Origin of the sequence: Priestia megaterium, assembly GCF_041941685.1 — a bacterium.
In the GTDB taxonomy this organism is placed as follows: domain Bacteria; phylum Bacillota; class Bacilli; order Bacillales; family Bacillaceae_H; genus Priestia; species Priestia megaterium_C.
The window spans coordinates 1,480,036-1,506,645 of the sequence record NZ_CP130958.1; the positions used below are offsets into that span (position 1 = coordinate 1,480,036).

Annotated in this window: 26 protein-coding genes and 2 pseudogenes; 22 read left to right on the top strand and 6 right to left on the bottom strand. The window is 37.8% G+C overall.

From position 1 onward, the window contains the following. Position 1: 1 nt before the first annotated feature. The 11 genes and pseudogenes from Q5794_RS07745 (at position 2) to Q5794_RS07795 (ending at position 12,690) form a co-directional block, all read left to right on the top strand. The gene (locus Q5794_RS07745) at positions 2–931 is read left to right on the top strand and encodes an ABC transporter permease (protein WP_374988942.1); all 930 of its coding nucleotides are present in this window, start codon (positions 2–4) and stop codon (positions 929–931) included. Beyond that, positions 915–1,869 (top strand): annotated as a pseudogene (locus Q5794_RS07750) (ABC transporter permease). Before Q5794_RS07745 ends, Q5794_RS07750 begins: the two are co-directional and overlap by 17 nt. A gap of 4 nt (positions 1,870–1,873) precedes the next feature. Next, positions 1,874–2,872: an ABC transporter ATP-binding protein gene (locus tag Q5794_RS07755; RefSeq protein WP_214985685.1), complete on the top strand. Its 999-nt coding sequence runs from the start codon at positions 1,874–1,876 to the stop codon at positions 2,870–2,872. A gap of 23 nt (positions 2,873–2,895) precedes the next feature. Next, positions 2,896–4,539 carry a peptide ABC transporter substrate-binding protein gene (locus tag Q5794_RS07760; protein ID WP_374989203.1) on the top strand — a complete coding sequence of 548 codons (1,644 nt, stop codon included), beginning with the start codon at positions 2,896–2,898 and terminating at the stop codon, positions 4,537–4,539. 88 nt (positions 4,540–4,627) lie between these two features. Then, a complete protein-coding gene (locus tag Q5794_RS07765; protein ID WP_374988943.1) occupies positions 4,628–5,572 on the top strand; it encodes an LD-carboxypeptidase in 945 nt (314 codons plus the stop codon). Positions 5,573–5,603: 31 nt separating this feature from the next. Then, positions 5,604–6,509: a C40 family peptidase gene (locus Q5794_RS07770; RefSeq protein WP_214985922.1), complete on the top strand. Its 906-nt coding sequence runs from the start codon at positions 5,604–5,606 to the stop codon at positions 6,507–6,509. A gap of 12 nt (positions 6,510–6,521) precedes the next feature. Next, the gene (locus tag Q5794_RS07775; protein WP_214985689.1) at positions 6,522–7,529 is read left to right on the top strand and encodes an ABC transporter ATP-binding protein; all 1,008 of its coding nucleotides are present in this window, start codon (positions 6,522–6,524) and stop codon (positions 7,527–7,529) included. A gap of 137 nt (positions 7,530–7,666) precedes the next feature. After that, positions 7,667–8,305 (top strand): serine hydrolase, encoded by a 639-nt coding sequence (locus Q5794_RS07780; protein ID WP_374989204.1) that lies wholly within the window; start codon positions 7,667–7,669, stop codon positions 8,303–8,305. Between the two features lie 341 nt (positions 8,306–8,646). Continuing rightward, positions 8,647–9,198 carry a hypothetical protein gene (locus tag Q5794_RS07785; protein WP_013056190.1) on the top strand — a complete coding sequence of 184 codons (552 nt, stop codon included), beginning with the start codon at positions 8,647–8,649 and terminating at the stop codon, positions 9,196–9,198. 109 nt (positions 9,199–9,307) lie between these two features. Continuing rightward, positions 9,308–9,835: a GNAT family N-acetyltransferase gene (locus Q5794_RS07790; RefSeq protein ID WP_214985691.1), complete on the top strand. Its 528-nt coding sequence runs from the start codon at positions 9,308–9,310 to the stop codon at positions 9,833–9,835. 86 nt (positions 9,836–9,921) lie between these two features. Next, entirely contained in the window at positions 9,922–12,690 is a 2,769-nt protein-coding gene (locus tag Q5794_RS07795; RefSeq protein ID WP_214985693.1) for an EAL domain-containing protein, read from the top strand. 38 nt (positions 12,691–12,728) lie between these two features. Here the strand turns inward: Q5794_RS07795 and Q5794_RS07800 are convergent, their stop codons facing one another. Further along, positions 12,729–12,872 carry a hypothetical protein gene (locus Q5794_RS07800; protein ID WP_374988944.1) on the bottom strand — a complete coding sequence of 48 codons (144 nt, stop codon included), beginning with the start codon at positions 12,870–12,872 and terminating at the stop codon, positions 12,729–12,731. A 326-nt stretch (positions 12,873–13,198) separates the two neighbouring features. Here Q5794_RS07800 and Q5794_RS07805 point away from each other — a divergent pair. From Q5794_RS07805 to Q5794_RS07820, 4 genes and pseudogenes are all read left to right on the top strand, one after another. Then, positions 13,199–14,148 (top strand): annotated as a pseudogene (locus tag Q5794_RS07805) (Fe(3+) dicitrate ABC transporter substrate-binding protein). Positions 14,149–14,238: 90 nt separating this feature from the next. After that, complete coding sequence (locus tag Q5794_RS07810; RefSeq protein WP_214985697.1) at positions 14,239–15,246, top strand: iron ABC transporter permease; 1,008 nt, start codon at positions 14,239–14,241, stop codon at positions 15,244–15,246. Further along, positions 15,243–16,223, top strand: a complete 981-nt coding sequence (locus tag Q5794_RS07815; protein ID WP_214985699.1) for an iron ABC transporter permease — start codon at positions 15,243–15,245, stop codon at positions 16,221–16,223. The genes Q5794_RS07810 and Q5794_RS07815 overlap by 4 nt, the downstream gene beginning before the upstream one ends. A gap of 18 nt (positions 16,224–16,241) precedes the next feature. Beyond that, complete coding sequence (locus tag Q5794_RS07820; protein ID WP_374988945.1) at positions 16,242–17,027, top strand: ABC transporter ATP-binding protein; 786 nt, start codon at positions 16,242–16,244, stop codon at positions 17,025–17,027. 27 nt (positions 17,028–17,054) lie between these two features. On the opposite strand, the gene Q5794_RS07825 is transcribed toward Q5794_RS07820, so the two are convergent. Then, entirely contained in the window at positions 17,055–17,354 is a 300-nt protein-coding gene (locus tag Q5794_RS07825; RefSeq protein ID WP_192997602.1) for a transposase, read from the bottom strand. Positions 17,355–17,386: 32 nt separating this feature from the next. Beyond that, entirely contained in the window at positions 17,387–17,995 is a 609-nt protein-coding gene (locus Q5794_RS07830) for a TVP38/TMEM64 family protein (protein WP_374988946.1), read from the bottom strand. A gap of 494 nt (positions 17,996–18,489) precedes the next feature. Between Q5794_RS07830 and Q5794_RS07835 the strand changes: the two genes are divergently transcribed. The 3 genes from Q5794_RS07835 (at position 18,490) to Q5794_RS07845 (ending at position 19,671) form a co-directional block, all read left to right on the top strand. Next, on the top strand, positions 18,490–18,807 hold the full coding sequence (locus Q5794_RS07835) for a hypothetical protein (protein WP_013056195.1): 318 nt from the start codon (positions 18,490–18,492) through the stop codon (positions 18,805–18,807). Between the two features lie 29 nt (positions 18,808–18,836). After that, entirely contained in the window at positions 18,837–19,019 is a 183-nt protein-coding gene (locus tag Q5794_RS07840; protein WP_057238487.1) for a hypothetical protein, read from the top strand. Positions 19,020–19,146: 127 nt separating this feature from the next. Next, positions 19,147–19,671, top strand: coding sequence for a cupin domain-containing protein (locus Q5794_RS07845; RefSeq protein WP_057239609.1), 525 nt, complete (start codon positions 19,147–19,149; stop codon positions 19,669–19,671). A gap of 33 nt (positions 19,672–19,704) precedes the next feature. Here the strand turns inward: Q5794_RS07845 and Q5794_RS07850 are convergent, their stop codons facing one another. From Q5794_RS07850 to Q5794_RS07860, 3 genes are all read right to left on the bottom strand, one after another. After that, positions 19,705–20,307 (bottom strand): response regulator transcription factor, encoded by a 603-nt coding sequence (locus Q5794_RS07850; RefSeq protein WP_013056197.1) that lies wholly within the window; start codon positions 20,305–20,307, stop codon positions 19,705–19,707. Beyond that, positions 20,304–21,446, bottom strand: a complete 1,143-nt coding sequence (locus Q5794_RS07855) for a sensor histidine kinase (RefSeq protein ID WP_013056198.1) — start codon at positions 21,444–21,446, stop codon at positions 20,304–20,306. The genes Q5794_RS07850 and Q5794_RS07855 overlap by 4 nt, the downstream gene beginning before the upstream one ends. 117 nt (positions 21,447–21,563) lie before the next feature. Further along, positions 21,564–22,607, bottom strand: a complete 1,044-nt coding sequence (locus Q5794_RS07860) for a fatty acid desaturase (protein ID WP_057238485.1) — start codon at positions 22,605–22,607, stop codon at positions 21,564–21,566. Positions 22,608–22,830: 223 nt separating this feature from the next. On the opposite strand from Q5794_RS07860, the gene Q5794_RS07865 reads away from it, so the two are divergent. The 4 genes from Q5794_RS07865 to Q5794_RS07880 all read left to right on the top strand — a co-directional run bounded on the left by Q5794_RS07865 (position 22,831) and on the right by Q5794_RS07880 (position 26,593). After that, positions 22,831–23,226: a DUF2809 domain-containing protein gene (locus Q5794_RS07865; protein ID WP_214985705.1), complete on the top strand. Its 396-nt coding sequence runs from the start codon at positions 22,831–22,833 to the stop codon at positions 23,224–23,226. A gap of 157 nt (positions 23,227–23,383) precedes the next feature. Next, on the top strand, positions 23,384–23,938 hold the full coding sequence (locus tag Q5794_RS07870; protein ID WP_192997598.1) for a hypothetical protein: 555 nt from the start codon (positions 23,384–23,386) through the stop codon (positions 23,936–23,938). Positions 23,939–24,200: 262 nt separating this feature from the next. Continuing rightward, positions 24,201–25,703: a cardiolipin synthase gene (gene cls / locus Q5794_RS07875; protein WP_192997597.1), complete on the top strand. Its 1,503-nt coding sequence runs from the start codon at positions 24,201–24,203 to the stop codon at positions 25,701–25,703. A gap of 35 nt (positions 25,704–25,738) precedes the next feature. After that, positions 25,739–26,593, top strand: a complete 855-nt coding sequence (locus Q5794_RS07880) for a DUF1206 domain-containing protein (protein WP_214985707.1) — start codon at positions 25,739–25,741, stop codon at positions 26,591–26,593. The last annotated feature ends 17 nt before the right edge of the window (positions 26,594–26,610 follow it).

Genomic DNA, 26,610 nt, shown 5'->3' on the forward strand with positions numbered 1-26,610 from the left:
GGTGAAAAGTTATATTTTGAAACGATTTTTATCCATACTTGTTACACTGTGGGTAATTGTGACCTTAACCTTCTTTTTAATGCATTCGATTCCTGGATCTCCATTTAATGAAGAACGAGCGACAAGCGATGCAGTTCAAAAAAACCTGGAATCATTTTATCACTTAGATGAGCCACTAGCTGTGCAATATATTCTTTATTTAAAATCCATTGTTACCTTTGACTTTGGTCCTTCCATTAAACAGCCGTCTCAAACGGTTAACGACCTTTTAGGAAGAGGGTTTCCAGTGTCATTTGAACTTGGAATGGTGACGTTAATTCTTGCGGTGATTTCCGGTCTTACACTAGGCATTATCGCTGCTCTTAGAAGGAATGGAATAATTGATTACATGGCGATGAGCATAGCAGTTATCGGATTGTCGGTTCCAAATTTTGTTATGGCCACGTTGTTAATTCAACAGCTTTCTGTTAATTTGAAAATTTTACCTGCCGCTACGTGGACGAGCCCTTTACATATGATTCTTCCGACTCTAGCTCTTGCCACAGGTCCTATGGCTATTATTGCACGTTTGACTCGCTCAAGCATGATAGAAGTATTAACTCAAGATTATATTCGAACAGCGCGTGCAAAAGGGCTTTCGCCAGTAAAAATTGTATTTAAGCATGCGCTTAGAAATGCTTTAATGCCCGTTATAACTGTTCTTGGAACGATTGCAGCCAGCGTATTAACCGGCACATTTGTTATTGAACAAATCTTTGCTATTCCTGGCATGGGAAAATATTTTGTGGACAGTATTAATACGAGAGACTACCCGGTAATTATGGGCACGACGGTCTTTTACAGTTCGATTCTCATCATTATGCTTTTTTTAGTAGACATTGCTTACGGAATACTTGATCCACGAATCAAACTGTATAAGAAGGAGGGATAACGTGCTGGAAAAACAGGAGTATAAGCAAATTCCTGATGAGTGGTTTGTGCCAAAGAAAAAAAGAAATCTGAAGCTGAAGCAGTTGTAAGACCGAGTCTTTCTTATTGGCATGATGCTTGGCGCAGGCTTGTAAAAAACAAGTTGGCCATGCTGGGTCTCTTTTTTTAGTCATTCTCGTGGTGATGGCTATATTCGGTCCTATGTTTTCACCCTACAGTGTAACGAAAGCTTCTTTTACAGAGCAAAACCTTCCTCCTTCAGCTAGTCATTGGTTTGGAACGGATGACTTAGGCAGAGATATGTACACTCGGACATGGTATGGAGCTAGAATCTCTTTATTTGTAGGACTGATGGCAGCGCTTATTGATTTTATCATCGGTGTCATTTACGGGGGATTCTCAGGCTACAAAGGCGGAAAAACAGATAATGTCATGATGCGCGTAATTGAAATTTTATACGGTCTTCCTTATTTATTAGTGGTGATTTTACTAATGGTAGTCATGGGCCCCGGGCTTTCTACGATTATTGTGGCACTTTCCGTTACAGGTTGGATCGGGATGGCGAGAATTGTACGGGGGCAAGTATTGCAAATAAAAAACTATGAATACGTGCTTGCATCCAAAACGTTTGGAACAAAAACTAGTCGTATCATTAAGCGAAACCTCCTTCCAAATACGATGGGACCGATTATCGTTCAAATGACACTAACCGTACCAACTGCCATTTTTGCTGAAGCTTTTTTAAGCTTTTTAGGGCTGGGTGTACAGGCTCCTTATGCCAGCTGGGGAGTAATGGCAAACGATGGTTTATCAACGATTCTATCAGGCTATTGGTGGCGTTTGTTTTTCCCCGCTTTTTTTATTTCTCTTACCATGTTTGCTTTTAATGTCCTTGGAGACGGACTGCAAGATGCACTTGATCCGAAATTAAGGAGGTAAGCAAATGAAAAAAATGATCCAAATCAAAAACTTACACGTACAGTTTTCAACTTACGGAGGGCGAGTTCAAGCTGTAAGAGGCGTTAGTTTTGATTTACATAAAGGAGAAACACTAGCGATTGTGGGAGAGTCAGGGTGCGGAAAAAGCGTAACATCTCAAAGTATTATGAGGTTAATTCCGACACCTCCGGGCAGGATCACAAGCGGATCTATTTTATTTAAAGGCCAGGATTTAACGAAACTATCAGAAAAGAAAATGCGAGACATTCGAGGCGCTGATATTTCGATGATTTTTCAGGATCCTATGACTGCGCTTAATCCAACTCTTCGCGTAGGTGAGCAAATTGCAGAAAATATTATGCAACATGAAAACATTTCAAAAGAAAAAGCCAAAGAAAAAGCATTTGAAATGCTGGAGCTAGTCGGAATTCCAAATCCTAAAGAACGCCTAAAGCAATATCCTCATGAATTTAGCGGGGGAATGAGACAGCGTATTGTCATTGCAATGGCTCTTGTATGCAATCCCGAAGTGCTAATTGCTGATGAACCTACCACAGCTCTTGACGTCACGATACAAGCGCAGATTTTAGAATTGTTTAAGGATATTCAGCAGAAAACGGATGTCTCTATTGTTTTAATTACCCATGATTTAGGTGTAGTTGCTCAGGTAGCTGACCGTGTTGCCGTAATGTATGCAGGAAAGATTGTAGAAATTGGAACAAGAAGAGACATCTTTTATACGCCGCAGCATCCGTATACAAAAGGATTGCTGCGTTCAGTTCCTCGGTTAGATTTATACGAAAGTGAACTTGTGCCTATTGCAGGATCACCTCCCGATTTATTTGCACCTCCATCCGGATGTTCGTTCGCACCTCGCTGTCCTTACGTAATGGAAGTGTGTGACCGCATGTATCCTGCGTCGACAAAGCTGAAAGAAAGTCACCAAGTGCACTGCTGGCTTCAAGATGAGAGAGCCCAAAAATTTGTAACAACTATAAGCTAGATTTATAGATGAATAGAGAACTTATGAAAGAGGGGGAAATGATGAAAAAAATAGGGTCTTTACTAATGATGTGTGTACTTATATTTGCACTTGCTGCCTGTACGGCCACAAAAGATTCAGGCGCGGAGCCAGAAAAGAAAAGCAGTACAGCAAAAGAAGACGGTAAGGTCCTTTATATGAATAATGGCGCAGAACCTACGTCTTTTGATCCACCTATTGGATTTGATTCATATTCATGGAATATGCTTAATAACTTAATGGAAGGGCTGACTCGTTTAGGAAAAAGCGATGAGCCTGAAGGAGCGATGGCCGAGAAATGGGATATCTCTGAGGACAAAAAGGTCTATACGTTTCATTTACGAATAGATGCTAAATGGTCAAATGGAGATGACGTGAAAGCAAGTGATTTCGTATTTGCTTGGAAGAGGCTGTTAGATCCTAAGACGGGTTCTCCAGCGGCATTTTTAGGTTATTTCATCCAAGGTGGAGAAGAATTTAATACGGGTAAAGGTAGTGCTGATCAAGTAGGGGTAAAAGCGCTAGATGACAAAACCTTTGAAGTTACGCTTAAAAGCCCTCAAGCCTATTTCTTAAGCGTAGTTTCCAATCCAGCGTTCTTCCCAATTAATGAAAAAGTAGCAACAAAAAATCCGAAATGGTTTGCAGAAGCAGATTCGTTTGTTGCTAATGGTCCCTTCAAATTAACTCAATGGAAGCATAACAGTAATCTAGTCATGGAAAGAAACGATCAGTATTGGGATGCTGAAAATGTAAAGCTCGACAAGGTAAAATGGGCAATTGTTGAAAATACAAACACAGAATATCAAATGTATCAAAATGGAGAACTAGATGTTTCTGAAATTCCATCGGATTTAAGTGAAAAGCTGCTGAAAGATGGAGATGTTCATATCGAAGACCAAGCAGGAACTTACTTCTATCGCTTTAACTTAGATAAAGAGCCCTTTCAAAACAAAAATATCCGTAAAGCATTTGCAATGGCTGTAGATCAAGATCAAATTGTTAATTTTGTTACAAAGAATAAAGAAAAACCAGCTCGTGGTTTCGTATCTTACGGATTTAAAGCTGCAGATGGAAAGGATTTCCGTAAAACGGGCGGCGACTTATTAAAAACAGATGGCAAAGAAGCAAAAGCACTTCTGAAAAAAGGAATGAAAGAAGAAGGATATAAAAAGCTGCCAGCTATTACGCTAACATACAGTACAGACGATACGCATAAAAAAATAGCAGAAGCACTGCAGCAAATGTTCAAAGAAAATCTAGGCGTAGATGTGAAGCTTACCAATATGGAATGGAATGTTTTCCAAGAAGAACAAAAAGCGTTAAAGTTTCAGCTGTCACGAAGTTCATTTTTAGCTGATTATGCAGATCCAATTAACTTTTTAGAGAGCTTCCAGACGGGTCATTCAATGAACCGTACAGCTTGGAGCAATAAAGAATATGATGAGTTAATTAAACAAGCTATGAACGAAACGGATAATAAAAAACGTTTTGAGCTTATGTATAAAGCAGAAGGTATTTTATTTGATGAAATGCCGATCATTCCTATCCATTTCTACAACTATGTGTTTTTAATCAAAGATAACGTATCTGGAATTGTTCGTCATCCTGTTGGCTATTTAGATTTGAAGTGGGCAGATAAACAGTAAAGTGGAACTTTTCGTCAGAGGGGATTTCAATTCTCTTCTGACCCAAGTTTCACTTTCTTCATTTCTTTACACAAAAGGAGTGTAACAAATGATAAAACCAAAACCATTACAAAAAGGTGATACAGTAGCTGTTATTGCACCTGCTAGTCCGCCTAATCAGCACAATCTAAAAAAAGCAATAGAATATTTAAAGGAAATAGGATTAAACGTAGTAACAGGCGCGCATTTATATAAAAAAAACGGGTACTTGGCAGGGACTGATGAACAGCGAGCAGCCGATATACATGCGATGTTTGCCAATAAGGAAGTAAAGGCAATTATCTGTGCATGCGGAGGGTACGGGACTGCTAGGCTTGCCTCGCAATTAAACTACGATTTAATTAAGCGAAACCCAAAGGTTTTTTGGGGGTATAGCGATATTACGTTTTTACATACGGCTATTCATCAGCGCACAGGTTTGGTTACCTTTCACGGGCCAATGCTTTCGTCGGATCTCGGAAAAGAAGATGTTCATATAGAGACGAAGCAAGCTTTTTATCAATTATTTTCTCACCGTTCTTTGTGCTATACGGATCAAATTAGTCCGCTCGATACTATTTGTGAAGGAGAAGCAACTGGTCAGCTGATAGGAGGAAATCTTACTTTGCTGGTAAGCACGCTTGGCACACCATTTGAACTAGATACAAAAAATCGAATTTTATTTATTGAAGATATTGATGAAGAGCCTTATGAAATTGACCGCATGATGACACAGCTGTATATGGCCAATAAACTGCAGGATGCAGCGGGAATTATTATCGGAGATTTTCATAACTGCTATCCTAAAAAACGTACGGAGTCGCTTTCATTAGAAGAGGCATTAACAAGTTACCTGACTTCTTTAAAAAAACCTGTTATGAGAGGGTTTCGCATCGGGCATTGCTCTCCTCAAACAGCTGTGGCGATTGGAAGCTATGCCACGATGTCGACTTATGAACGAATGGTGGAATTTGAATCCGGTATTACATTACCAAAAGATAAAGTCGAACGCTGAAGGTTAAACCTGCGGGGAGGATAGATAAGTGATGGATAAAAAAGCGTATTACGTTTGTGTAGCTGTGGCGACTGTTTGGACTTCCTATGACTCTAGCAGAGAAATAGATGACAATGCAATAAGTTTCCCAGTAAAACTGGATAAATGGCTAGAACAATTAACGTATACACGCCGGTTGGAGCTTTGTGAGAAAAATTTAGTTCAAACGCAGCTGTTACTAGGAGAAGAAGTATATGTAACGGAAATGAAAGGTAAATGGGCAAAAATCGTTATTCCTTCTCAGTTTTCTTCTAAAGATGAAAGAGGATATCCCGGGTGGGTTCCTTTCCACCAACTGATTTCTCAAGCTGAATATTTTCCATTGAATAAACCAACGGCAGTGGTATCAGCAACGATTGCGACCCTGCACCTAGCGGAAGAAGCCTTGCAAATTAGTTATCAAACGCAGCTGCCTCTTTTAAAAGAAGATAGAGAATGGCTAGAAGTTCAAACACCGGTTGGCAGTGGGAGAATAAAACGTCAAGATACTGTTGTAATAGAGGATAGAAACCGTAAAGTAAAAGGAACTGGGGATATGATTATTGCAGCAGGAGAACAGTTTTTGAATCTTCCATATTTATGGGGTGGCATGAGTGCCTGGGGATATGATTGTTCCGGGTTTGCCTATGCTACTCATAAAGCAAACGGATATCTTATTCCAAGAGATGCAACCGATCAAGCAAGGCAAGGAAAAGAAGTAGGGTTAGCCTCTATTCAACCTGGAGATTTGCTGTTTTTCGCTCATGAAAAAGGTGAAGGGTCTATCCACCATGTTGGTATTTATTATGGTAAAGGAAAAATGCTTCATTCACCTAAAACAGGTAAAACCGTTGAACTGATTGAATTAAAAGGAACGCTTTATGAAGAAGAGCTGTGCGCAGCCCGGCGCTATTATTAGGAGGTGGCAGTTATGACAACGAAGCATTTGTTGGAAGTAAAGCAGCTGAGCAAATATTTTCCGATTACGAATAAGCAGGTTTTGAAAGCAGTAGACGGCATGTCTTTTCACATTTCAAAAGGAGAAACCTTTGGACTTGTTGGTGAATCCGGCTGCGGAAAATCAACTGCCGGGCGAACAATCATTGGGTTGTATAACCGTACATCAGGAGAGGTGCTTTATAAAGGGAAAAACGTGCATGAGCTATCAGAGAAAGAAAAATTTGCTTTTCATCGTAATATGCAAATGATTTTTCAAGATCCATATGCTTCACTAAACCCTCGTTCTACCGTGAAGGAGATTATCTCAGAACCAATGGAGGTTCACGGACTTTATTCGAATAAAAAAGAGATGCTGAACCGCGTGTATGAGTTGCTAGAAGATGTCGGGCTAAATCGTGATCATGCCAATCGCTATCCTCATGAATTCAGCGGCGGGCAGCGCCAGCGTATAGGGATTGCGAGAGCTTTAGCACTAAATCCAGAATGCATTATTGCAGACGAACCTATTTCTGCTTTAGATGTGTCTGTACAGGCTCAAGTAGTTAATTTATTAAAAAAACTCCAAAAAGAAAAAGGGTTAACTTATTTATTTATTGCACATGACTTGTCGATGGTAAAGCATATAAGCAATCGTATTGGAGTTATGTATTTAGGGCATCTAGTAGAATTAACAACAAGTTCGGAGCTGTATCAAAAACCGCTTCACCCATACACTCAAGCTCTACTGTCAGCTATTCCTATCCCTGATCCTGACGTTGAGGATAATCGGAAGCGAATTGTTCTTAAAGGAGAATTACCGAGTCCAATTAACCCGCCCTCTGGCTGCGTGTTTAATGCGCGCTGTCCTCTTACAGTAGCAGCCTGTAAGACTCAAAAGCCAGAGTGGCAGGAAGTTGAAGAAAATCATTTCGTGGCCTGTCACTTATACAACCAAAAGATAATAAGTAACAACTATATTGAAACAGCTGCAACAAAATAATGGAAAAAGCAAGGATGAAAATAGAAGATGCAGTTACTACATGGAAGCGGAGTAATAATGGACTTATACGTATTCATATTGAAGGAAAAGAATCCATACAGATTAATTCTTTTATCCAATAACGAGCAGCAAGTACAATCAAGCTGCTGCTTGCAATAGAAGCGTTTCGTCAAATTGATGAGGGTATCTTGGCTTTAACATCTGTCATTCAAAGAACAGAAAAAAACACGGTTGGCGGAGCAGGCGTACTTAGAGCTCTTCCGCGGTTAACACATATTAAAGTGGAAGAGCTGCTTACCCTTATGATAATTGTTTCTGACAACACAGCTACAAATGAGCTCATTTCTTTAGTAGGATTTGAAAAAATTAACGAATGTGCTAAAGATCTAGGATTAAAGAAAACCGTTTTAAACCGCTATATGATGGACGAAATCGCTGTTGGAAAAGGGATTGATAATTATACGTGTGCCTCTGACGTAGTAAAGTGTCTAAGGGAAATACATGAAGGAAACTTTTTGCGAAAATCTAGTCGCGAAAAAATAATGAGAATGTTAGAAATGCAGCAGTTTCAGCATAAGCTTCCAGCACGTATAGGATCAGCGTTTCAAGCTGCGAATAAGACTGGAGAACTACAGGGAGCAGAACATGATAGTGCTATTCTCATGCGAGGTAACGAAACGTATTATGCCGTTGTTTTGATAGATGGACTAAGTGACAATGAACAGGGAAGGAGATTAATTGCTGATATTGGATACCTTCTGTCATCTAACATCTAAAAATCTTTTGACCATATACTTCAATAAGCGGGATTGGTTTGGTCCCTTTTATTTAATGTCTTCTATCAAAGAAAAACTCACATTTACCAATAATAAATGCTTGTCTTCTCAGATTTTGGCGAGACCGTTGTTTGCTGTGCTGGATTTGTGCTAGTAATAGATAAACATGTTCTTTTTCATAAAATTTTATGAAAAAATAATGATAAATCATTCATCCTATACCAACTTATTCATATTTTTTATATAATAGAATAATAGTATATATTTTAAACGAATAGTGAATGTCTATGCAAAGCAGCAAGGAGCATGAAATTATTCGATTCATAAATGGTGGTGTATGTATGGCAAACGAACATGTAATGATAGATATTATAAAAGCATTTAAACGCAATTCAACTGAATCCATTGCCATGGATTTAATTAAGGAAGTGCGAGGGACATTTAGTCCATTACCTAAATATATAGCGGATTTAATTGATGAGCTGAGAAAATTAAATTTAAAAGACGAAGTGATCAGTGTAATCTTGTATCAATCCGTATATGTGGCAGATCATCAATTTAATATTAAAGATACCATTACCAATCGTCAGTTTGTAAAAGATACGATTGAAATGGGCAGAAGATGGGTGCATCAGTACGGCCGAATTGAAACAGTAGAAGAAGCAATTCATATTGCAGAGCAAGTATCTACAAAAGAGGACTTGCCTCATCATTTGCAAACAGCAACAATTGACGAAAAAATTACGCTTGAGGTGCAGCTCGATCATCAAACGTATGAAATGTTAAAAAATATAGCGGTTTATTATGATCATCATTCCTATGAACAGTCAATGACTGTAGCAATTAATCGTTTATATACGCAGCTGCGCGATGCACAATCAAAAAATAGTTAAATGTCAAATCTCACATGTTCCGTGCACCATGTGAGATTTTTTAAGAGGTGAAAGAGGCGCAGATGAAAATGTCTTGCTCCATCATTCATCAAAAGGAGGGAGAACATGGATGAGGGTATATTTATCTCCTCTTCAAAAAAAAGATGCTTCTAAAGTTTTTGAATATTGGTCGGATGAAGAGGTTACTAGATATATGAATATTGAGCCCTTTACGACGCTTTATCAGGCGGAAAGCATGATTGCACTTCTCCAAAGTTTGACGAAAGAAGGGAAAGCAACACGCTATGCTATTCGATTAAAGACTTCCGATGAGATCATTGGAACCTGCGGTCTAAACCGTATTGATTATGTTAAAAAGCAAGCAGAGATAGGGTATGATTTAGGCAGACCTTTTTGGAAAAAAGGCCTCATGATAGAAGCGCTCTGCCTTTTGCTAGAAAAAGCTTTTGAAGAGTTTCATATACAAGAAATTGAAGCAAAAGTCGATCCTAATAATAAAGATTCAATTACTCTTTTAAAAAAATTCTCGTTTCAACTAGAAGAGGCGTATGAGTCAGATGATTGTACTTGTTTATACACCGTCAACAAGGAAAAAGTGAGCGCGATATTGTCAGGACGTTCAAAAGGTAAGAAGTAAATCAAGCATAAGTTCTTTTGAAATAGTAAATACTTTTAGGCCTTAACCGATAACAAAGAAAAGAACGAATTGAAGGAAGGTCATGAATGAATCATCATACACATTTACTAGAAGGGACGTACAATGAGTTACTCGTTACACTCTCTTTCCTTATCGCTATTACTGCGGCGTACGCTTCTTTTGGGTTAGCTAATCGTGTGAAAATTTCCCGGGCAAAATTTATTCAGTTTTGGTTAATCAGCGGGGCATTTACATTGGGAATAGGCATTTGGTCAATGCATTTTATCGCCATGCTTGCTTTTCACTTGCCCATAGATGTTTCATATAATTTATGGTTTGTTCTTCTCTCAATCTTGGGAGCGATAACGGGATGTTATATAGGCCTCTACCTCATTCACAAACAAAAGAAAAGTATAAAAGCACTTATCATTGCAGGGAGCTTTATGGGAGCTGGAATTGTTTTTATGCACTATTTGGGCATGATGGCTATGGAGCCAATTATGATTTCATATGATCCATTTATCGTTTTTCTCTCTATTCTTATTGCTGTTGCTGCTTGTAATACAGCTTTGTGGCTTGGTTTTTACTCAAAGCTAAATGAAGGGAAGCTTACCGTTTTTACTAAGGTTATTTGTTCTACTATTATGGGCATTGCTATTGCAGGTATGCACTATACGGGCATGGAGGCAGCTTCTTTTTCAGGAATGTCAATGTCTGAACACTCAAACGGTTTTGCCTTAAATCCAATATATTTATCCGTCGTTATTGTTTTTTTTATTGTCTGCCTATTTACGGCTGTGTTTTTAACCATTTTTATGGATCAACGCGTACAAAAACAAGAAGTTTTAAAATGGGCTTTTTTTGAATCCGCCCTGGATGCTATTTTGGTGATCGATGAAAAAAGACATGTTTTATCGCTCAATTATGCAGCGGAAACGCTTTTCTCTCTTAAAGCATCAGATGTAATCGGGAGTAATGTTGTTAAGCTGCTGCCCTTCTATGAATTTTCTTCTCTACAAGATGGACGAACTGAGCACTCCCTTTTGATAAGTAATAGAGAAGTGACGGTTGAGATAACGGTGATGGCGGTAGGAATTGAAGAGACGGTTGAGTATATGCTGTATATCCGCAATATGACGCAAGAGCGCGAAGCGGAAAAAACGTTGATTGAAGCAAAAAATCGCTATGAAAACTTGTTTTACTCCTCTCCATTGGCAATTATGGTCCATCGAGAAGAAGAGGTCGTGTCTGTGAATGATGCTATGATTCAGCTTTTAGGAGTAACGGAAGACCAGCTCGTTGGTAAATCGTTATATGATTTCTTTTCATATGAACAAGTTCCTGATATTAAAAAAGGATTGAAGGCAGTAAAGGATAGAAAAGATGAGCCAAGACCTCCATTAGCTCAGTTGAAAATGTTTAATGCGTTAGGTAAGGAACTCTTTTTAGAAGTAAAATCTACGCTCATTCAAATTAATGGAGAGACGCTTTTTCAGACAGTAACTAGAGATGTAACGGAGCAGAAAAAAGCTCAAGAATCGCTTCAATATATGGCTTTTCACGATATGCTAACAGATTTACCCAATCGAAGTATGTTTTCAAACTTTGCAGAGAAATCCATTGATTCAGCAGCAGCTTCAGGAAAAAAGCTTCATTTCTTATTTTTAGACTTAGATCGTTTCAAACAGGTAAATGACACGCTTGGTCATCATGCTGGAGATCAGCTTATGCTTCAGGTTGTTGATCGAATGAAGAGCTGCCTAAGAAACCAAGATGTGCTTTCGCGTTTTGGAGGAGATGAGTTTTTAGTTTTACTGCATGATAGGACGGATGAAGAAGTGAAAAAAATCTGTCAATCATTAAATGACTGCTTATCCACTCCTTTTGTAGTGCTATCGAGAGATGTTTATTTAGGGGTAAGCATCGGAGTTAGTTTATTTCCTAAAGATGGAAAGTCGCTTGAAGTGCTAGTTCGCCATGCTGATTTAGCGATGTACGAAGTCAAAAAACAAGGGCGTAATCATTATCTGTTTTATCAAAAAGAAATGCAGGTTCATACTACGCGACGAATGAGAATTGAAGATGGTTTACGCAAGGCTTTTGAGCTGGGCGAAATGGAGCTTCACTATCAGCCGAAAGTCAATATTCAAAGTGGCTATATTGTTGGAGTGGAGGCTTTAATCCGGTGGACTCATGCCGAGATGGGCGTCATTTCTCCCACAGAATTTATTCCGATTGCTGAAGAAACAGGCGTTATTGTTACATTGACGAAATGGGTATTAAAAAAAGCGTGCCATCAAAATAAGTATTGGCAGCTTCAAGGACTTCCTCCCTTAAAAATGAGTGTGAACATTTCAAGCGTGGATTTTGGTACAACTGATTTTGTTGATTATGTGTTAGATGTCTTGTGTGAAGTAGAGTTAGAATCACGATATTTAGAACTTGAAATTACAGAAAGTGTAACGATGAAGCACGTTGAGCAAACAATCGAAAAGCTACAAATCTTAAAAGATGCAGGAGTATTTATTTCAATTGATGATTTTGGCTCAGGATATTCCTCGTTCAGCTATATTCAAAAGTTGCCTATTCATACGCTGAAAATTGACCGGTCTTTTATTAAAGATTTAGATCCTAATACAACGGAAGTATCGATTGTCAGAGCCATTATTACACTAGCCAAAAGTTTGCAGCTATCCGTCGTAGCAGAAGGTGTAGAAGAAGTTGAACAAGTAGAGCTTCTTCATAAAGAAAAATGTGATGAAGTGCAGGGATACTATTTCTCCAAACCGATTTCAGCGGAGGAATTTTATAAGAAATTTCATAAAATCGAAGAAAAAATGGAATTTGTTCATTAGTGTAAAAAGCCGTTCTTATTTAAAAGAACGGCTTTTTATTATTGGTTATTTCGATATACATAAGGGTTATTTGGAGCCTGTTCACGCTTCACTTTTGTTACTTTCAAAACAGGAATGGTTTTTTTGAACGGCTGATAATACATTGTACTGACTTCACCCGTAACAGTTGCCCAGTCATACAAAAGGAAGGGCTTCGATGAGAATACTAATAAATGTAGTATTCATTTGTAATAGAGACGAATTCACTATCTTCACTCCAATATTAAGATTATTTAAAGGTGCATTAGTGCAATAAAGTAGAATGTGGGCAAATTAAAGATAGTGTATCGTAAAAAAGGAAGGGAATAAAGCTTTTTCAAGAAAGGGATTAAAAGGATTTTTCTGTTATTTATTCAAAAAATGTCCCATATTAAGAGAAAACTATTGACGCACCTTTAATTAACAGATAACATTGGTGATAATGATTATCAGCGTCAAAAAGAGTATATACATAGGAGGAAGCGTTAAAATGAAGCAAATTAAAAAGGTTAGACTTGTCACTATAGCTGCTATTGTTTCTGTTTTATTTGTTCTAGCAGGATGCGGGTCAACTCAAAATTCATCAAAAGAAAATTCAGATAATAGTCAAAAGGTATCTGTTCAGCATGAGCTTGGGAAAACAAAAGTTCCTAAAAATCCAAAAAAAGTAGTGGTTCTTGAACTATCCTTTGTAGATGCTTTGCAAGGCTTAGGAATGAAGCCAGTAGGAATTGCAGACGACAACAAAAAAGATATGATTGAAAAACTCGTAGGTGGGAAGATCAATTATACTTCAGTAGGAACACGTCAACAGCCAAATTTAGAAGTAATTAGTTCCCTGCAGCCGGACTTAATTATTGCCGATGTGCAGCGTCATAAAGCAATCTATAAAGAATTAAACAAAATTGCACCTACAATTGAATTGAAAAGCCGTGAATCTACATATGAAGAAAATATAGACTCATTTAAAACAATTGCGAAAGCAGTAGGAAAAGAAAAAAAGCACAACAGCGCTTAAATGAGCATGAAGAAACAATTTCAAAATTAAAAAATGAATTAAAAGAAGAAAGTGGTCAGACAGTCTTACCAGCAGTTGTCAGAGATACTTCTTTCCAAGCGCATACGTCTTCTTCTTATGATGGAGAGTTCCTTGAAAAGCTAGGGTTGAAGAACGCTGTGCAAAACAAAGAAGCATATGCTGAGATGAATTTAGAACAGTTGTCAGACATTAATCCAGATATTTTAATCCTAGCAAATAACGAAGGTAAACTTGTAACGGATGAATGGAGAACAAATCCTCTTTGGAAAAATTTAAAAGCTGTTAAAAATGATAAAGTTTTTGTAGTGGACCGTGATTTATGGACAAGATTCCGAGGAGTGATTTCAGCTGAGGCAATTGGAAAAGATACGGTTAAGTTACTAAACAATAAGCAGCAGTAACATAACAGAGTCTGACAAAGAGGCGAGAATAGTTATTCTATTCTTGCTTCTATTTGTTTAGAAAAGAAAACTGTAGAAAGTGTGTTGGAAATGACAAATCTTGTCCAAAAGCAAAAAATGAATAAATACATTGTGTTGGTAGCTAGCGTTTGTTTGTTAATCATCGGAATGATTTTGCATGTGGCTGTGGGATCTTCTGCTGTCAGCTTTACAGAAGTAATTAAGGCAATTTTTGCGCCTGATGACTCTAAGCAGACAACAATCGTACAGACGCTTAGACTGCCAAGAGCTGTGCTCGCAGCTCTTATTGGAGCCAGCTTGGCAGCTGCTGGAGCATTAATGCAAGCCATTACACGAAATTCACTTGCTTCACCCCAAGTGTTTGGGGTAAATGCTGGAGCTTCATTAGCGATTGTAATAGCTTTTATTTTATTTCCTGATCTTACCTCTCAATTAACTGTGTATATTGCTTTTTTAGGAGCAGCTTTAGGAGGAATAACTGTTTATTTGTTCGCATCGGGCGGAAAGACAACTCATGTGAAACTAGCACTTGCCGGAATGGCCGTACATTTATTTTTATCGTCACTTACTCAAGGAGTAATTGTGTTAAATGAACAAGCTACGGACGTTTTGTATTGGCTTGTAGGTTCTATTAACGGGAAAGACTGGACTCATGTAAAAATTCTTTTACCTTGGTCGTTTCTAGGTCTTCTCCTAGCTTTTGGATCATCTCGTTCTATATCGATCCTAGTGTTAGGAGAAAATATGGCAACAGGGTTAGGAGAAAAGGTAAAATGGATTCGCTTTTTTGCAGGTATACTAGTTATTATGCTTGCCGGTGCATCTGTTGCCGTTGCGGGGCCAATTGGATTTGTAGGTCTCATTGTACCTCACATAGCTAGAAAATTAGTAGGGGGAGACTACCAGCGGATTCTGCCATTTTCAGCTCTATTAGGAGCCATCTTGCTTGTTTATGCCGATGTACTGTCTCGTTTCATTGCCTATCCTTTTGAATCGCCAGTAGGGATTGTAACAGCTCTTATTGGAGCGCCTTTCTTTTTATACCTTGCTAGAAAAGGGAGGAACATTAAGCAATGAAAAGAAAACGTCCTTACCAAATCTTAAGTATCTTATTATTATGTTTAATAATCACGGTTGTAATTAGCTTAGGGGTAGGAGCCGTTTATATTTCCCCAGCAGCAATCTTTCAACAAATAACCGGGAGTTCTCAAGAAAGTTCATTTATTTTAACAAATTATCGTATTCCACGCACCCTCATTGCTATTGTTGTAGGTGCGGCTTTAGCGGTAGCAGGAGCTATTTTGCAAGGAATATTAAAAAACCCACTGGCATCTCCCGATGTTATCGGTGTAACAAAAGGAGCAGGGCTATTCGCAGTTTTTACCTTAATTGTATTTCCAACTGCTTCTATGCTTCTTTTGCCACTTTCAGCTTTTTTAGGAGCAGCAGCCATAGCCGTTATACTTATGGTGTTTTCCTACTCTCAAGGAGCTAAACCTCATACGCTGGCTTTAGTTGGCGTAGCGTTAGGAGCTATTTGTCAGGCTGGAATTCAGTATTTTATGATTAAGTTTCCAGATGACGTGAATACAACTCTTCTTTGGCTCACAGGAAGTTTATGGGGAAGAGGCTGGAGTGAGCTTTGGATGTTAATTCCTTGTGTTGTACTCGTGCCTTTTATTATTATATTTGCATCTAAGCTCGACATTTTAAACTTAGGAGATGAGATTGCAGTTGGCTTAGGAGAGCGAACGAAATACGTTCGTTATACACTATTGAGTATGGCTGTGATATTGACAGGGTTATCTGTAGCTGTGGTTGGGTCAATTGGTTTTATTGGTTTAATTGCTCCTCATATTGGTAGGAGGTTAGTAGGAAGTCGTTCGAAGTTCTTGTTACCAGTTTCAGCAGCAGCAGGTGCTTTATTCTTGCTAATTGCTGACAGTTTAGGAAGAGGGGTTATGCCGCCCGTTGAGATTCCAGCTGGAATCGTAACAGCTATTATTGGAGCCCCTTATTTTCTATATTTACTGCGCCGTGAACAGAAAAAATAGAGGAAAGGAGAAACAGTAATGACAAAATTAACTGCTAAAAAACTTTCACTATCATATGATTCAACTTCAGTTATTCGTAATATTGACCTTCACATTCCAGAAGGAAAGGTAAGCATAATCATTGGATCAAATGGCTGCGGAAAGTCAACAATCCTTCGTTCATTGGCCCGCTTATTAAAGCCTACAGAAGGAAGTATATATTTAAATGGAAAAGATATTCATCGTCATTCATCAAAAGAAGTAGCAAAAAAACTGGCTATTTTGCCTCAAGCTCCTGAAGCTCCGGAAGATTTAACAGTAAAAGAGCTGTGCTATTACGGTCGTCACCCTCATAAGGGCTTATTTGCTCGCTATTCTGCTGAAGATCATCAAATTGTAGAGGAGGCTTTACAGGCAACCAAACTGTCTAATTTAAGTGATCGTACACTGGATGCTCTCTCTGGAGGACAGCGTCAGAGAGCCTGGATTGCAATGGCATTGGCACAGGGTACCGAGCTTCTGCTGTTGGATGAGCCTACTACATATTTAGATTTAGCTCATCAGATTGAAGTGCTTGAACTTCTTCGTTACTTAAACCAAAAGAGAAAGTGTACAATTGTGATGGTCTTACACGATTTAAACCAAGCAGCTCGCTATGCAGACCATTTAATCAGTATTTCAAACGGTCAGATTTACAAAGAAGGTTCTTCTGCTCAAGTATTTACAGAAGAAATGATAAGAGATGTGTTTAATTTATCTTCAACTATTATTCAAAATCCGGTTGATGGTTCACCATTATGCATACCAACTGGAATCATAAAATAAACTGCATTTTAAAACAGTGTACTATTTTTACATAGTACGCTGTTTTACATTTAAGGTCAGAGCTAACAGTCTATACAATATATAGATTCCAAGGTATGCACCGGTTAATAAAAAAGCTGAATTTAAAAAGATTGCATGAATGCTCGTCATAAAAACAGTATGGTTTTTTAAGATACGATAGATAGAAGCAGCAGCTATATTTCCAAATACTAGCGCTGAAAGAAGGGCTAGCGTATTAAAAACTAGCTCTGCTCCTTTCCATTTGAGTGAGAAAAAGAGCATGATAATAGGAACAATAATACTTCCAGAAACCAACAGAAAAATCAATGGACCATCTCCAATACGTTATCTTATTACAGTTACATAAGATAATGCTTTTGCTTATTTTTAGATAGTCTTCCCTTTTTATAGTCTGTTAAGCTTTTTTTCTTCCATTTTTTACTTATACAAAAAAGTAAAATGATGGATAAAATCATTAAAATGATTTTGCCTTGCATAGATCCTTGTGAAATATGATAAACCGAATAAACTTCAATAAAAAGCGCTGGAATTTTCCCAAGTGCGCTAGCAGAAATGAATACCGCAAAGGAGCCTTTTCCTACAGCGCTGAAGAATGTAATGAGGCCTGATGGAATAAAGGGAAGTAAACGCAAAGAAAGAATCAATATAAAACTCTCTTTCCCTTGTACGCGCAGCAGCTTTAGCCACTTGGAGTGAGAAGGTGTTTTTGTATGAACAAGCGTATGGAAACCTTTTCGATACAGCCAAAAAGAGAGAGCTGCACCTAAAACTTCTCCAATAAAAGAAAGTGAAAATCCGTTCCAAAAACCAAATAATTTTACGTTTACGAACGTAAGGGGTGCGCTTGGAAATACGCCCGTAATGCTAATAAGGATGTTCAAGAGAATGCTGATAAACCCAGCTGCTTCTAAATGTTCAAGCAGAAATGTTTGAAGATAGTCAGTCATGGTTATACTCCCATTTATGTTTTACTTGTAGGGCTATTTTAGATGATTTTCTACTATTATATAATTTTTGGCATGAAATAAGTAGGCAAGCAGTTTATAAAAAACGAAACAGGGTAACTACTTACTAATGAAAGATGATTTACTGATTTGAAGGGATGGACAACTCATGTTGAAATTTTTGCTTGTTATTGTAGTTGTATTATTAATTATTATGATTTTTAAACGCTTTATCCGAAAATAAAAATGCTAACTAAGCAGCTCGTGAGATCTTTCTCACGAGCTCTTTTGCGGAGCTATTCAGTAGCTCAACAATACACTTTTTACCTGTGATGAATATCACTGCAGCTAGAGAAATGAAGGGGTAAGATAGAAATGGGAGGGAGGTATATGGAATTATTATTCTATCTCAGCACTTATTTATCAGGGGGAGCTATCGCATTATGGCTAATTAATGCAGCATTTAATGGATTATTAAAATAACAGAGGGAGAGAAAATGAACGATTCTAAAGGTATATTTAACGATAAAGAAAGAAAGCTTGCTCGCTATTTGGAGACGTACACAACTGAGCAGATTTTAACTGAAGCAGGCATGTCTTCGTCTGCTGCGCTATATGAGTTGAAAAAAATAAGATTACCGCGGGCAGTTGCTAATACGATTGTTTATTACGTACTGGCAACAAATAATCAAAAGCTGGTTATGTACAAACTGCTCATGTTAGCTGGTGTTTGTAAAAAGCTTGGCATTCAAGATGCACAGGCAGCCCTCACTTTTATCAAAAAATATTACGTTTGTCATCAGCATTTACACTAAAAAGTACATCTGTCTGAGGGGGAAAAGAGATGAATATTGTCCCGTTTAAGCAGCGTTCATCTGCAAAAAATGATCAAGGCAGAGAACAGCCGTTTCAATGTTTCATTGAGGGAGATCGATTTCAGTTAGATTTGTATATGACATATTTATTTCATCGCTGCCATTCTAGCAGATATAAATATAGCCGTGCTAATAGAAAGGGTAGGATGTAATGATAAGATACCAGTGGTAAGCGGCTTCATTTTTCCTGATGGAATAATGAAGCCGTTTGTTGTGTTAGAAAGAATGGTTTACTATGATGTAGTTAATGCTAAAAGAAAAAGGAAGGGAAGGAACGTAATGGATCTACATAAGTGGGAATATTGGATTTCAAAGCTTGAGCTTCAGCCTCATCCAGAAGGAGGGTTTTATAAACAAACCTATTGCTCCAATGATGAAATTTCTGATAAAGAAGTGTCATCGCAGTTTGATGATAAACGATTTTTATACACGAGTATTTACTTTTTATTAAGGTCTCAAGATGTATCGCATTTCCACCGGCTGCAATCAGATGAACTATGGTACTATCATGGGGGAAGCCCTTTAACCATTCATATTATTTACCGCGACGGAACCTATCAAGAAGTAAAACTAGGTACAAACTTAGAAAATGGAGAAGTTCCTCAATTTTTAGTTCCAAGAGATACGATTTTTGGTTCCTCTGTGACAAATGAGAATACGTTTTCTCTCGTTGGATGCATGGTCGCACCAGGTTTTGATTTCCGTGACTTTGAATTATTCACAAAACAGCAGCTGCTTGATGAATTCCCCGAGCATGTTGTGATCATCGACAAATTAGGGTACGATAAATTGCCAAATGATTAAAAAGCATGCATCTCGGTTTGATGCATGCTTTTTTCATTTGAACCAGCCTTTTTCCTTAAAGCGAGTAATGGCTTCAATGCGGTTCTTTACTTCGAGTTTGTCCAGAATGGTAGAAATATAATTGCGCACCGTTCCAGTCTTAATAGATAGTTCGTCAGCAATTTCTTTTGTGTTTTTTCCATCAGCTACTAGAGCTAATACTTCTTTCTCTCTAGCTGTAAGAGGACTGGTAGATTCACTATATAAGTCATCCACTAATTCTGGAGCATAGAGGCGTCTGCCTGCCATCACGCTTCGAATGGAATTTGCGAGTTCTTCACTTGGACTATCTTTTAGCAAATATCCGCTTACGCCTGCTTTCAAAGCTCTTTGAAAATAGCCGGAGCGAGCGAACGTTGTCAAAATGATGACTTTGCAGTTTAAATCTTTCAGTTCCTCTGCAGCTTCAAGCCCAGTTTTAAGAGGCATCTCGATATCCATTACGCATATATCTGGCTGGTGCTGCTTAGCAAGTGATACCGCTTGTTCCCCATTTGAAGCTTTTCCGACAACTTCCATGTCATCTTCTAAATTTAACAAAGAGCCTAAAGCCCCTAACATCATTTGCTGATCTTCGGCAATGACAATTCGAATCATAATTGTTCCTCCTTAATATGTTTAACGATGTTTGGAACTGTAATATGAATAATCGTCCCCCCTTGACTGGAGATATCAAGATGACCGTTTACAAACTCCAGCCGTTCTTTCATTCCTAAAAGACCGTTTCCTTTCCAGCAGGTTTTTTTCGTATTAATACCAACTCCATTGTCTTCTACCGTTATGCCTACTTCTTTTGCAGACTGATGTAAAGTAATCGTGCAAACGGTGGCTTGACTATGTTTGACCACATTGGTTACTGCTTCTTTTAAGCACATGCTAAGAATATTTTCAATGAGCAAAGACACATTCTCTAATGAAATGGCCTCTTCTCCTACAAACTTAATTTCGGCAGCTTCTAAAAGCTCTTGAACGCGTTTTAGTTCTTCACTGAGGCGGATTCCACGCATTTGAGAAACCATGTTTCTCACTTCATTAAGAGCCGTGCGCGCTGTTTGCTGGACATCTTTTAATTCTGATTTTGCTTTTTCAGGATCTTTTGTAATAAGTTTTCTTGCTAAATCACTTTTTAGACCGATAAGAGACAGCTTTTGTCCTAACGTATCGTGCAGATCGCGAGCTATCCGCTGGCGTTCTTCTTGTTTTACAAGCTCAGAAATACGTTTATTTGCATCTTCAAGCTGTTCTTCCAGCCGGTCTCGCTTCTTCCGATTATAAATGCTAAATGGCAGTACAATCACACTGATGGAAATTACAAAAATGAAAGGCAGCTGTTTTAAAAAGATCTCTTCTTGCATAACAACGTTAAAGTTTACCGAAATAACGGTGCTAATTAAATGAACAGCATACAAAGTAAAGAAAGCGAGCCGTTTTTGGATATTTCCAATAAAATAAGCGATAAAGAAAGCAAAGTAAAAGGCGAAGTAAATATAATTAAAAATAGTTGTTAGGGCTAAGGAAATAACGATTAACAAAGCCGTCCATACGTAAACGGACTTGTCTGTTGAAACAAATGCAAAACGATAGAAAATAAAAAATAAGATGGTAAGTAACGAACCAACAATAATGTGATTCATGGATGAAGACTGTAAGATAAAATAAAATGGTAAAATGGCAAATACCGTCCATATGTAAGGAGATAGCCCAGTGATTTTTTGGAAAAACGTATATTTTTTCATAAAGAACCTCGTTTACTTGTTAAAATATACTATTAGTTTACCACAAAGTAGAATGAAATAAGTTTAGACGGATAGATAAAACAGTCAAGCTTTTGAAAGCTTGACTGTTTTGTTTTATTAAAGTTCTGCTTTTGTTTGAGATGAAATTCTGCTTGCTTTTGGTGCAGTTGAGCGTGTTTTTATTTCTTTAAAGCTCACAAACATTTTGTTTTCTTCATCCCATAGACGGAATCGAAGAGAGCGAAGACTTGTTGCGAGTGTAATGGTTGGTACATTCTGAAGAGGCTGTGTGTGTTGATGAACAGCTTCAAGCTTATAGTTGGGCACTCTTGGGCTTAAATGATGTACATGGTGAAACCCAATATTGCCTGTTAGCCATTGCAATAGTTTTGGAAGCTTGTAAAATGAACTTCCTTCAACGGCTGCTTTTACATAATCCCAGTGCTCATCTTCTTCAAAATAAGAATCTTCAAACTGATGCTGTACATAAAACAGCCAAATTCCAATTGAACCTGAAATGAAGAAAATCGGTCCTTGAATTAATAGGAACGCCTGCCAACCTACTAACCAGCAGGTCGCTGCTGCTAATGCAACGATCAATACGTTTGTAAGGTACGTATTCATTCTTTCTTTTTTCTTCGCATTTTTTTGATTGAATCGGTTTGTAATCAAAAATACATATATAGGTCCCACGCCGAACATAATGAACGGGTTGCGATAGATACGGTAAGCGATTTTTTTCCAAATAGAAGCTTCTTTATATTCTGTTACGGTTAATACCCAAATGTCACCCGTACCTCTTTTATCTAAGTTGCTGCTTGTTGCATGGTGAATTGCATGGCTATGTCCCCATTGGCTGTAAGGGAACATCGTTAAGACACCGGTAATTGTTCCGAGAATTTTATTGTGTTGTCTACTCTTAAAGAAAGAGTAGTGACAACAGTCATGAAAAATAATGAATATTCTTACTAAAAATCCTGCTGCGATAACAGTTAGCGGAAATGCTAAAAAATAAGAAATTGAAAGACTCTCATAAGCGAGAAACCACAGTGTGAAAAAAGGTAAAAAAGTATTGATCAATTGTCTTATACTGTCTTTCATTACTGCTTTTTCAAAAGGTGCAACTTGTTTTCGTAAATTCTTTTGTTTTTGTATAGTCATATGAAATTCCTTTCATCACCGTATATTACCCTCATTATAAAGGGATTTTTCTGACTATTTAAGACATACGTGTCATATAGAAACTATGACAGTTGTCATATATACGTAGGGGGAAGCTGTAAAAAATGAAAAAAAGCGGTATTTAACAGTCTGCGGTTCTGATAAAATTATACAGTGAAGGCTTATTGTTACGGAGCATTTAAGAAGAAAAAAGGAGTTTGAAATGAATAAAAGAAATAGATGGGGATATCTGCTTCTAGCTATTGTTATCATGGGAGCAGGCCTTTTATCAAGAAAACTTACCGCGTATCTTCCTCACATCGTAAATATATATGCGGGAGATTCGTTATGGGCCTTAATGATTTTTGTCAGTGCGGGTTTTTTGTTTCCTGCATGGAAGACAAAAATGATTGGTATGTTTGCTATAGTGTTTTGCTACTTCATTGAATTTACACAGCTGTATCACGCTCGGTGGATTGATGACATAAGAAAGACTGCGCTAGGAGGGCTCATTCTGGGGTATGGCTTCTTATGGAGCGATATACTAGCTTATTCGATTGGAGTCGGGGCAGGAATGAGCTGGGAGTATTATAGATATCGATTTAAAAGATTCGCCTAGAAAATGCGGTTCAATGAATCTTAGAACTCAGCTGAGGATGGAATAAGCCGTAAGGTTATGAAGCAGGATGTATGTACATAAAAATAAACTTGCGCATAAAATTTTTTATTTAAAACCTATTGTCTATTCGTTAGACGAGAGGAAGAGAGGGGATTATTTGAATTTAATAGCCTGGATGATTATTGCATGTGAAATCACTTTTTGGATAGTCATCATTTTAGGATTAGCAACAAGGTATATGTTTAAAAAACAAAAGCTCAGTTTTTTTATTTTAGCTCTAACACCTGTTGTTGATTTTGTTCTTCTGATTGTGACGAACGTAGACCTTTACGGAGGTGCTACAGCGACCTATGCTCACGCTATTGCAGCCGTGTATATTGGAATTTCGATCGCTTTTGGAAAAAGTATGATTCAATGGGCAGACGAACGCTTTCAATATTATGTGATGAAAAGCGGAGAAAAACCTCGTAGGCGCTATGGAAAAGAATATGCAAAGCATTATTTTAAGTCATGGATACAGCATCTTGTTGCTTACGCTATTGGGGCAACTCTTTTAGCGGCGATGATGTATATAGTACCAAATGGAAAAACCAACATGCTGCAAAATGTAGTGGAATTTTGGACGGTTATTGTAGGAATTGATTTCTTATTATCTCTTTCTAATTTCGTTTGGCCTAAAAAAGAAAAAGAGTCGGGTTATACCAACTCGTAAAAAGGCATCGTCATGCGTGAAAAACCAGTGAAAAAACCTCCCCGTAAGGAGGTTTTTTGTTTTACCATCCAGGGTATAGGTATATGAATGATGCTTGTCTGAGGTAGTTCAGTTTAGTTGCTTAAGCGGCTAAACTGCTTTTTGTGCAAATATAGGTACATTTTATGTAGCATGCATGATAAGAATTCTGTGTATTCCATATACTACCTCATATGAAAGATAGACAAGTGATACAATACAGTTTGTTTTTAGGAGAGCTTTTATGAAAAAACGCCGGTTGGACTTTATTTTTTTATTTATTATTTTACTTTCCATTTATGCTTTCTTTTTTACCTCTATTGATGTTCATTGGAAGTATGCCTTAGTTGGATTGTATGGTGTCATCATTTTCATTTGTATGTATTCACTTATGCTTGAAAATCGAACGCCTGAAAGTACGTTGGTTTGGATGTATGTCCTCTTTTTCTTTCCTGTTGCAGGCTTTTTCTTTTATTTGTATTCAGGACAGCTCTATTTAAAGGGGCATATGTTCAAAAAAAAGCGTATGCATAACCGAGAGATGCTTAGAAAGATGGCAGATAAAGAAACGACGCCTGATCTATCGCCGCTTCAATCGCATCAGCGTTACTTTGCTCAGTATCTTCAATGTGTATCTTTGACGAAGATGAATGTTCATACAAAAACCTATGTCCTTAAGAACGGGCAAGAAACGTTTAATGAAATCAAAAAGCATTTGCAATCAGCAAAACATTTTATTCATATGGAATACTATATGTTTCACTCAGATTCTCTAGGAAAAGAAATCATTGATATTTTAATAAAAAAAGCAAGCGAAGGTATAGAAGTGCGCTTTACATTCGATACAATGGGAAGTTTTACACTATCGGGTTCAGATATTAAACGAATGAAAAAAGCGAATATTAAAGTGCATCCTTTCTTACCTATTAAGTATGGATTTTTCAATCAAAAATTCAACTTTCGAAACCACCGTAAAATAGTCGTAATTGACGGGGAAGTAGGTTTTGTAGGGGGATTAAATGTTGGGGATGAGTATCTAGGGAAAAACAAAAAAATTGGTTTTTGGAGAGATACTCATCTGATGCTAAAAGGAGAATCTGTTCAAACCTTGCATTCGATCTTTATGTTCGATTGGGAATACGTTTCTGGAGAATGCTTAATTAACGATGAAGCATATACAAAGCCTCATCCTGTCAAAGGAGAAGGGTTTGTGCAAGTGGTGGCGACAGGGCCGGATACGCAGGAAAATATGAGTGATTATTACTATACTATGATTACAAGCGCGACGAAATCAATCTGGATTTCAACTCCTTATTTTGTTCCAAATGAAGCCATAAGAACCGCCCTTCGTATTGCGGCTAGAAAAGGTGTAGAGGTACGAATTATGGTACCAGAAATTAATGATGGCTTTCTGACTCAATATGGAACGAGATCATATTTTGCTGAACTTCTTCGATGTGGAATTGAAGTATATTCGTACAGAAAAGGGTTTTTGCATCAAAAAATTGTGATTATAGACGGAGATATGGCTTCGGTCGGTACTGCAAATATGGATATGAGAAGTTTTCATCTGAACTTTGAAGTTAATGCATTTTTAATTGAGGGAGAGACGATTCAAACGCTCATCAAAAATTACGAAGAAGATATTGAAGACAGTCATTTGATCAAACCAGTAGCATTTTACAAGCGAAGCTTAGTAGAACGTTCGAAAGAGTCATTTGCACGCTTATTTTCAGGTGTTTTATAAAATAAAGTTTGTTTTCAAAAAGCAGGAGGAAACGTATGGGTGAATCTCCATTTGTTAAAAAAGATACGTTTGGTCGAAAGTTACATCGCTTAAAAGAACGTACTAAGCCATTTGTCGTGCGTTTTTCACGGTTTGGTCATGTGGCTCAAGGTGTGGTCTATTTTATCATCGGTATATTAGCGATTCAGGCAGCTTTCGGATTAAAAGGCGATTTAGTTACTTCTCAAGGAGCCCTACACACAATTGCAAAGCAGCCGTTTGGATTTTTAATTTTAATTGTTTTGGCAGTAGGTTTAAGTGGATATGCGTTTTGGCAAATCATTTCTGCTATTTTTGATCCTCACCACGTTAGGCATGGGGTAAAAGGCGTTTTTACTCGTTTAGGCTATTTAGTTGTAGCCACGTTTTATATTAGCCTTTGTGTGAGCTCGGTAAAAATTTTGCTTCATGCTCACGTTCATACGTCAGGTAAGCATTATCAAACGGTATCAGCCAAGTTGTTATCTTATCCCTTTGGACAAACCATCATTGCGCTTACAGGTATCGGTGTTATTATCTTTGGGATTGGACAAGTATATTGGGCTCTTTCAGGACGCTTCCTGAAAAAACTAAAGAAAAACGAAATGTCAAAAGAAGAGTGGCGATGGAGCGGGCATATTGGAAAAGCAGGTATTATTGCTCGAAGTATCGTCTTTGGCATTATTGGTTTCTTTCTTATTCGCACGGCTCTTCAAGCGGATCCAGACGAAACGAAAGGGTTAGATGGAGCCCTTGCTGAAGTAGCACAGCGTCCTTTTGGGTCTGTACTGCTGGCTATCGTATCAATCGGGTTTATGGCATACGGAGTATATATGTTTGCAGAATCAAGGTATAAACGAATTGATCCTTAATAAAATTAAAAAGATGA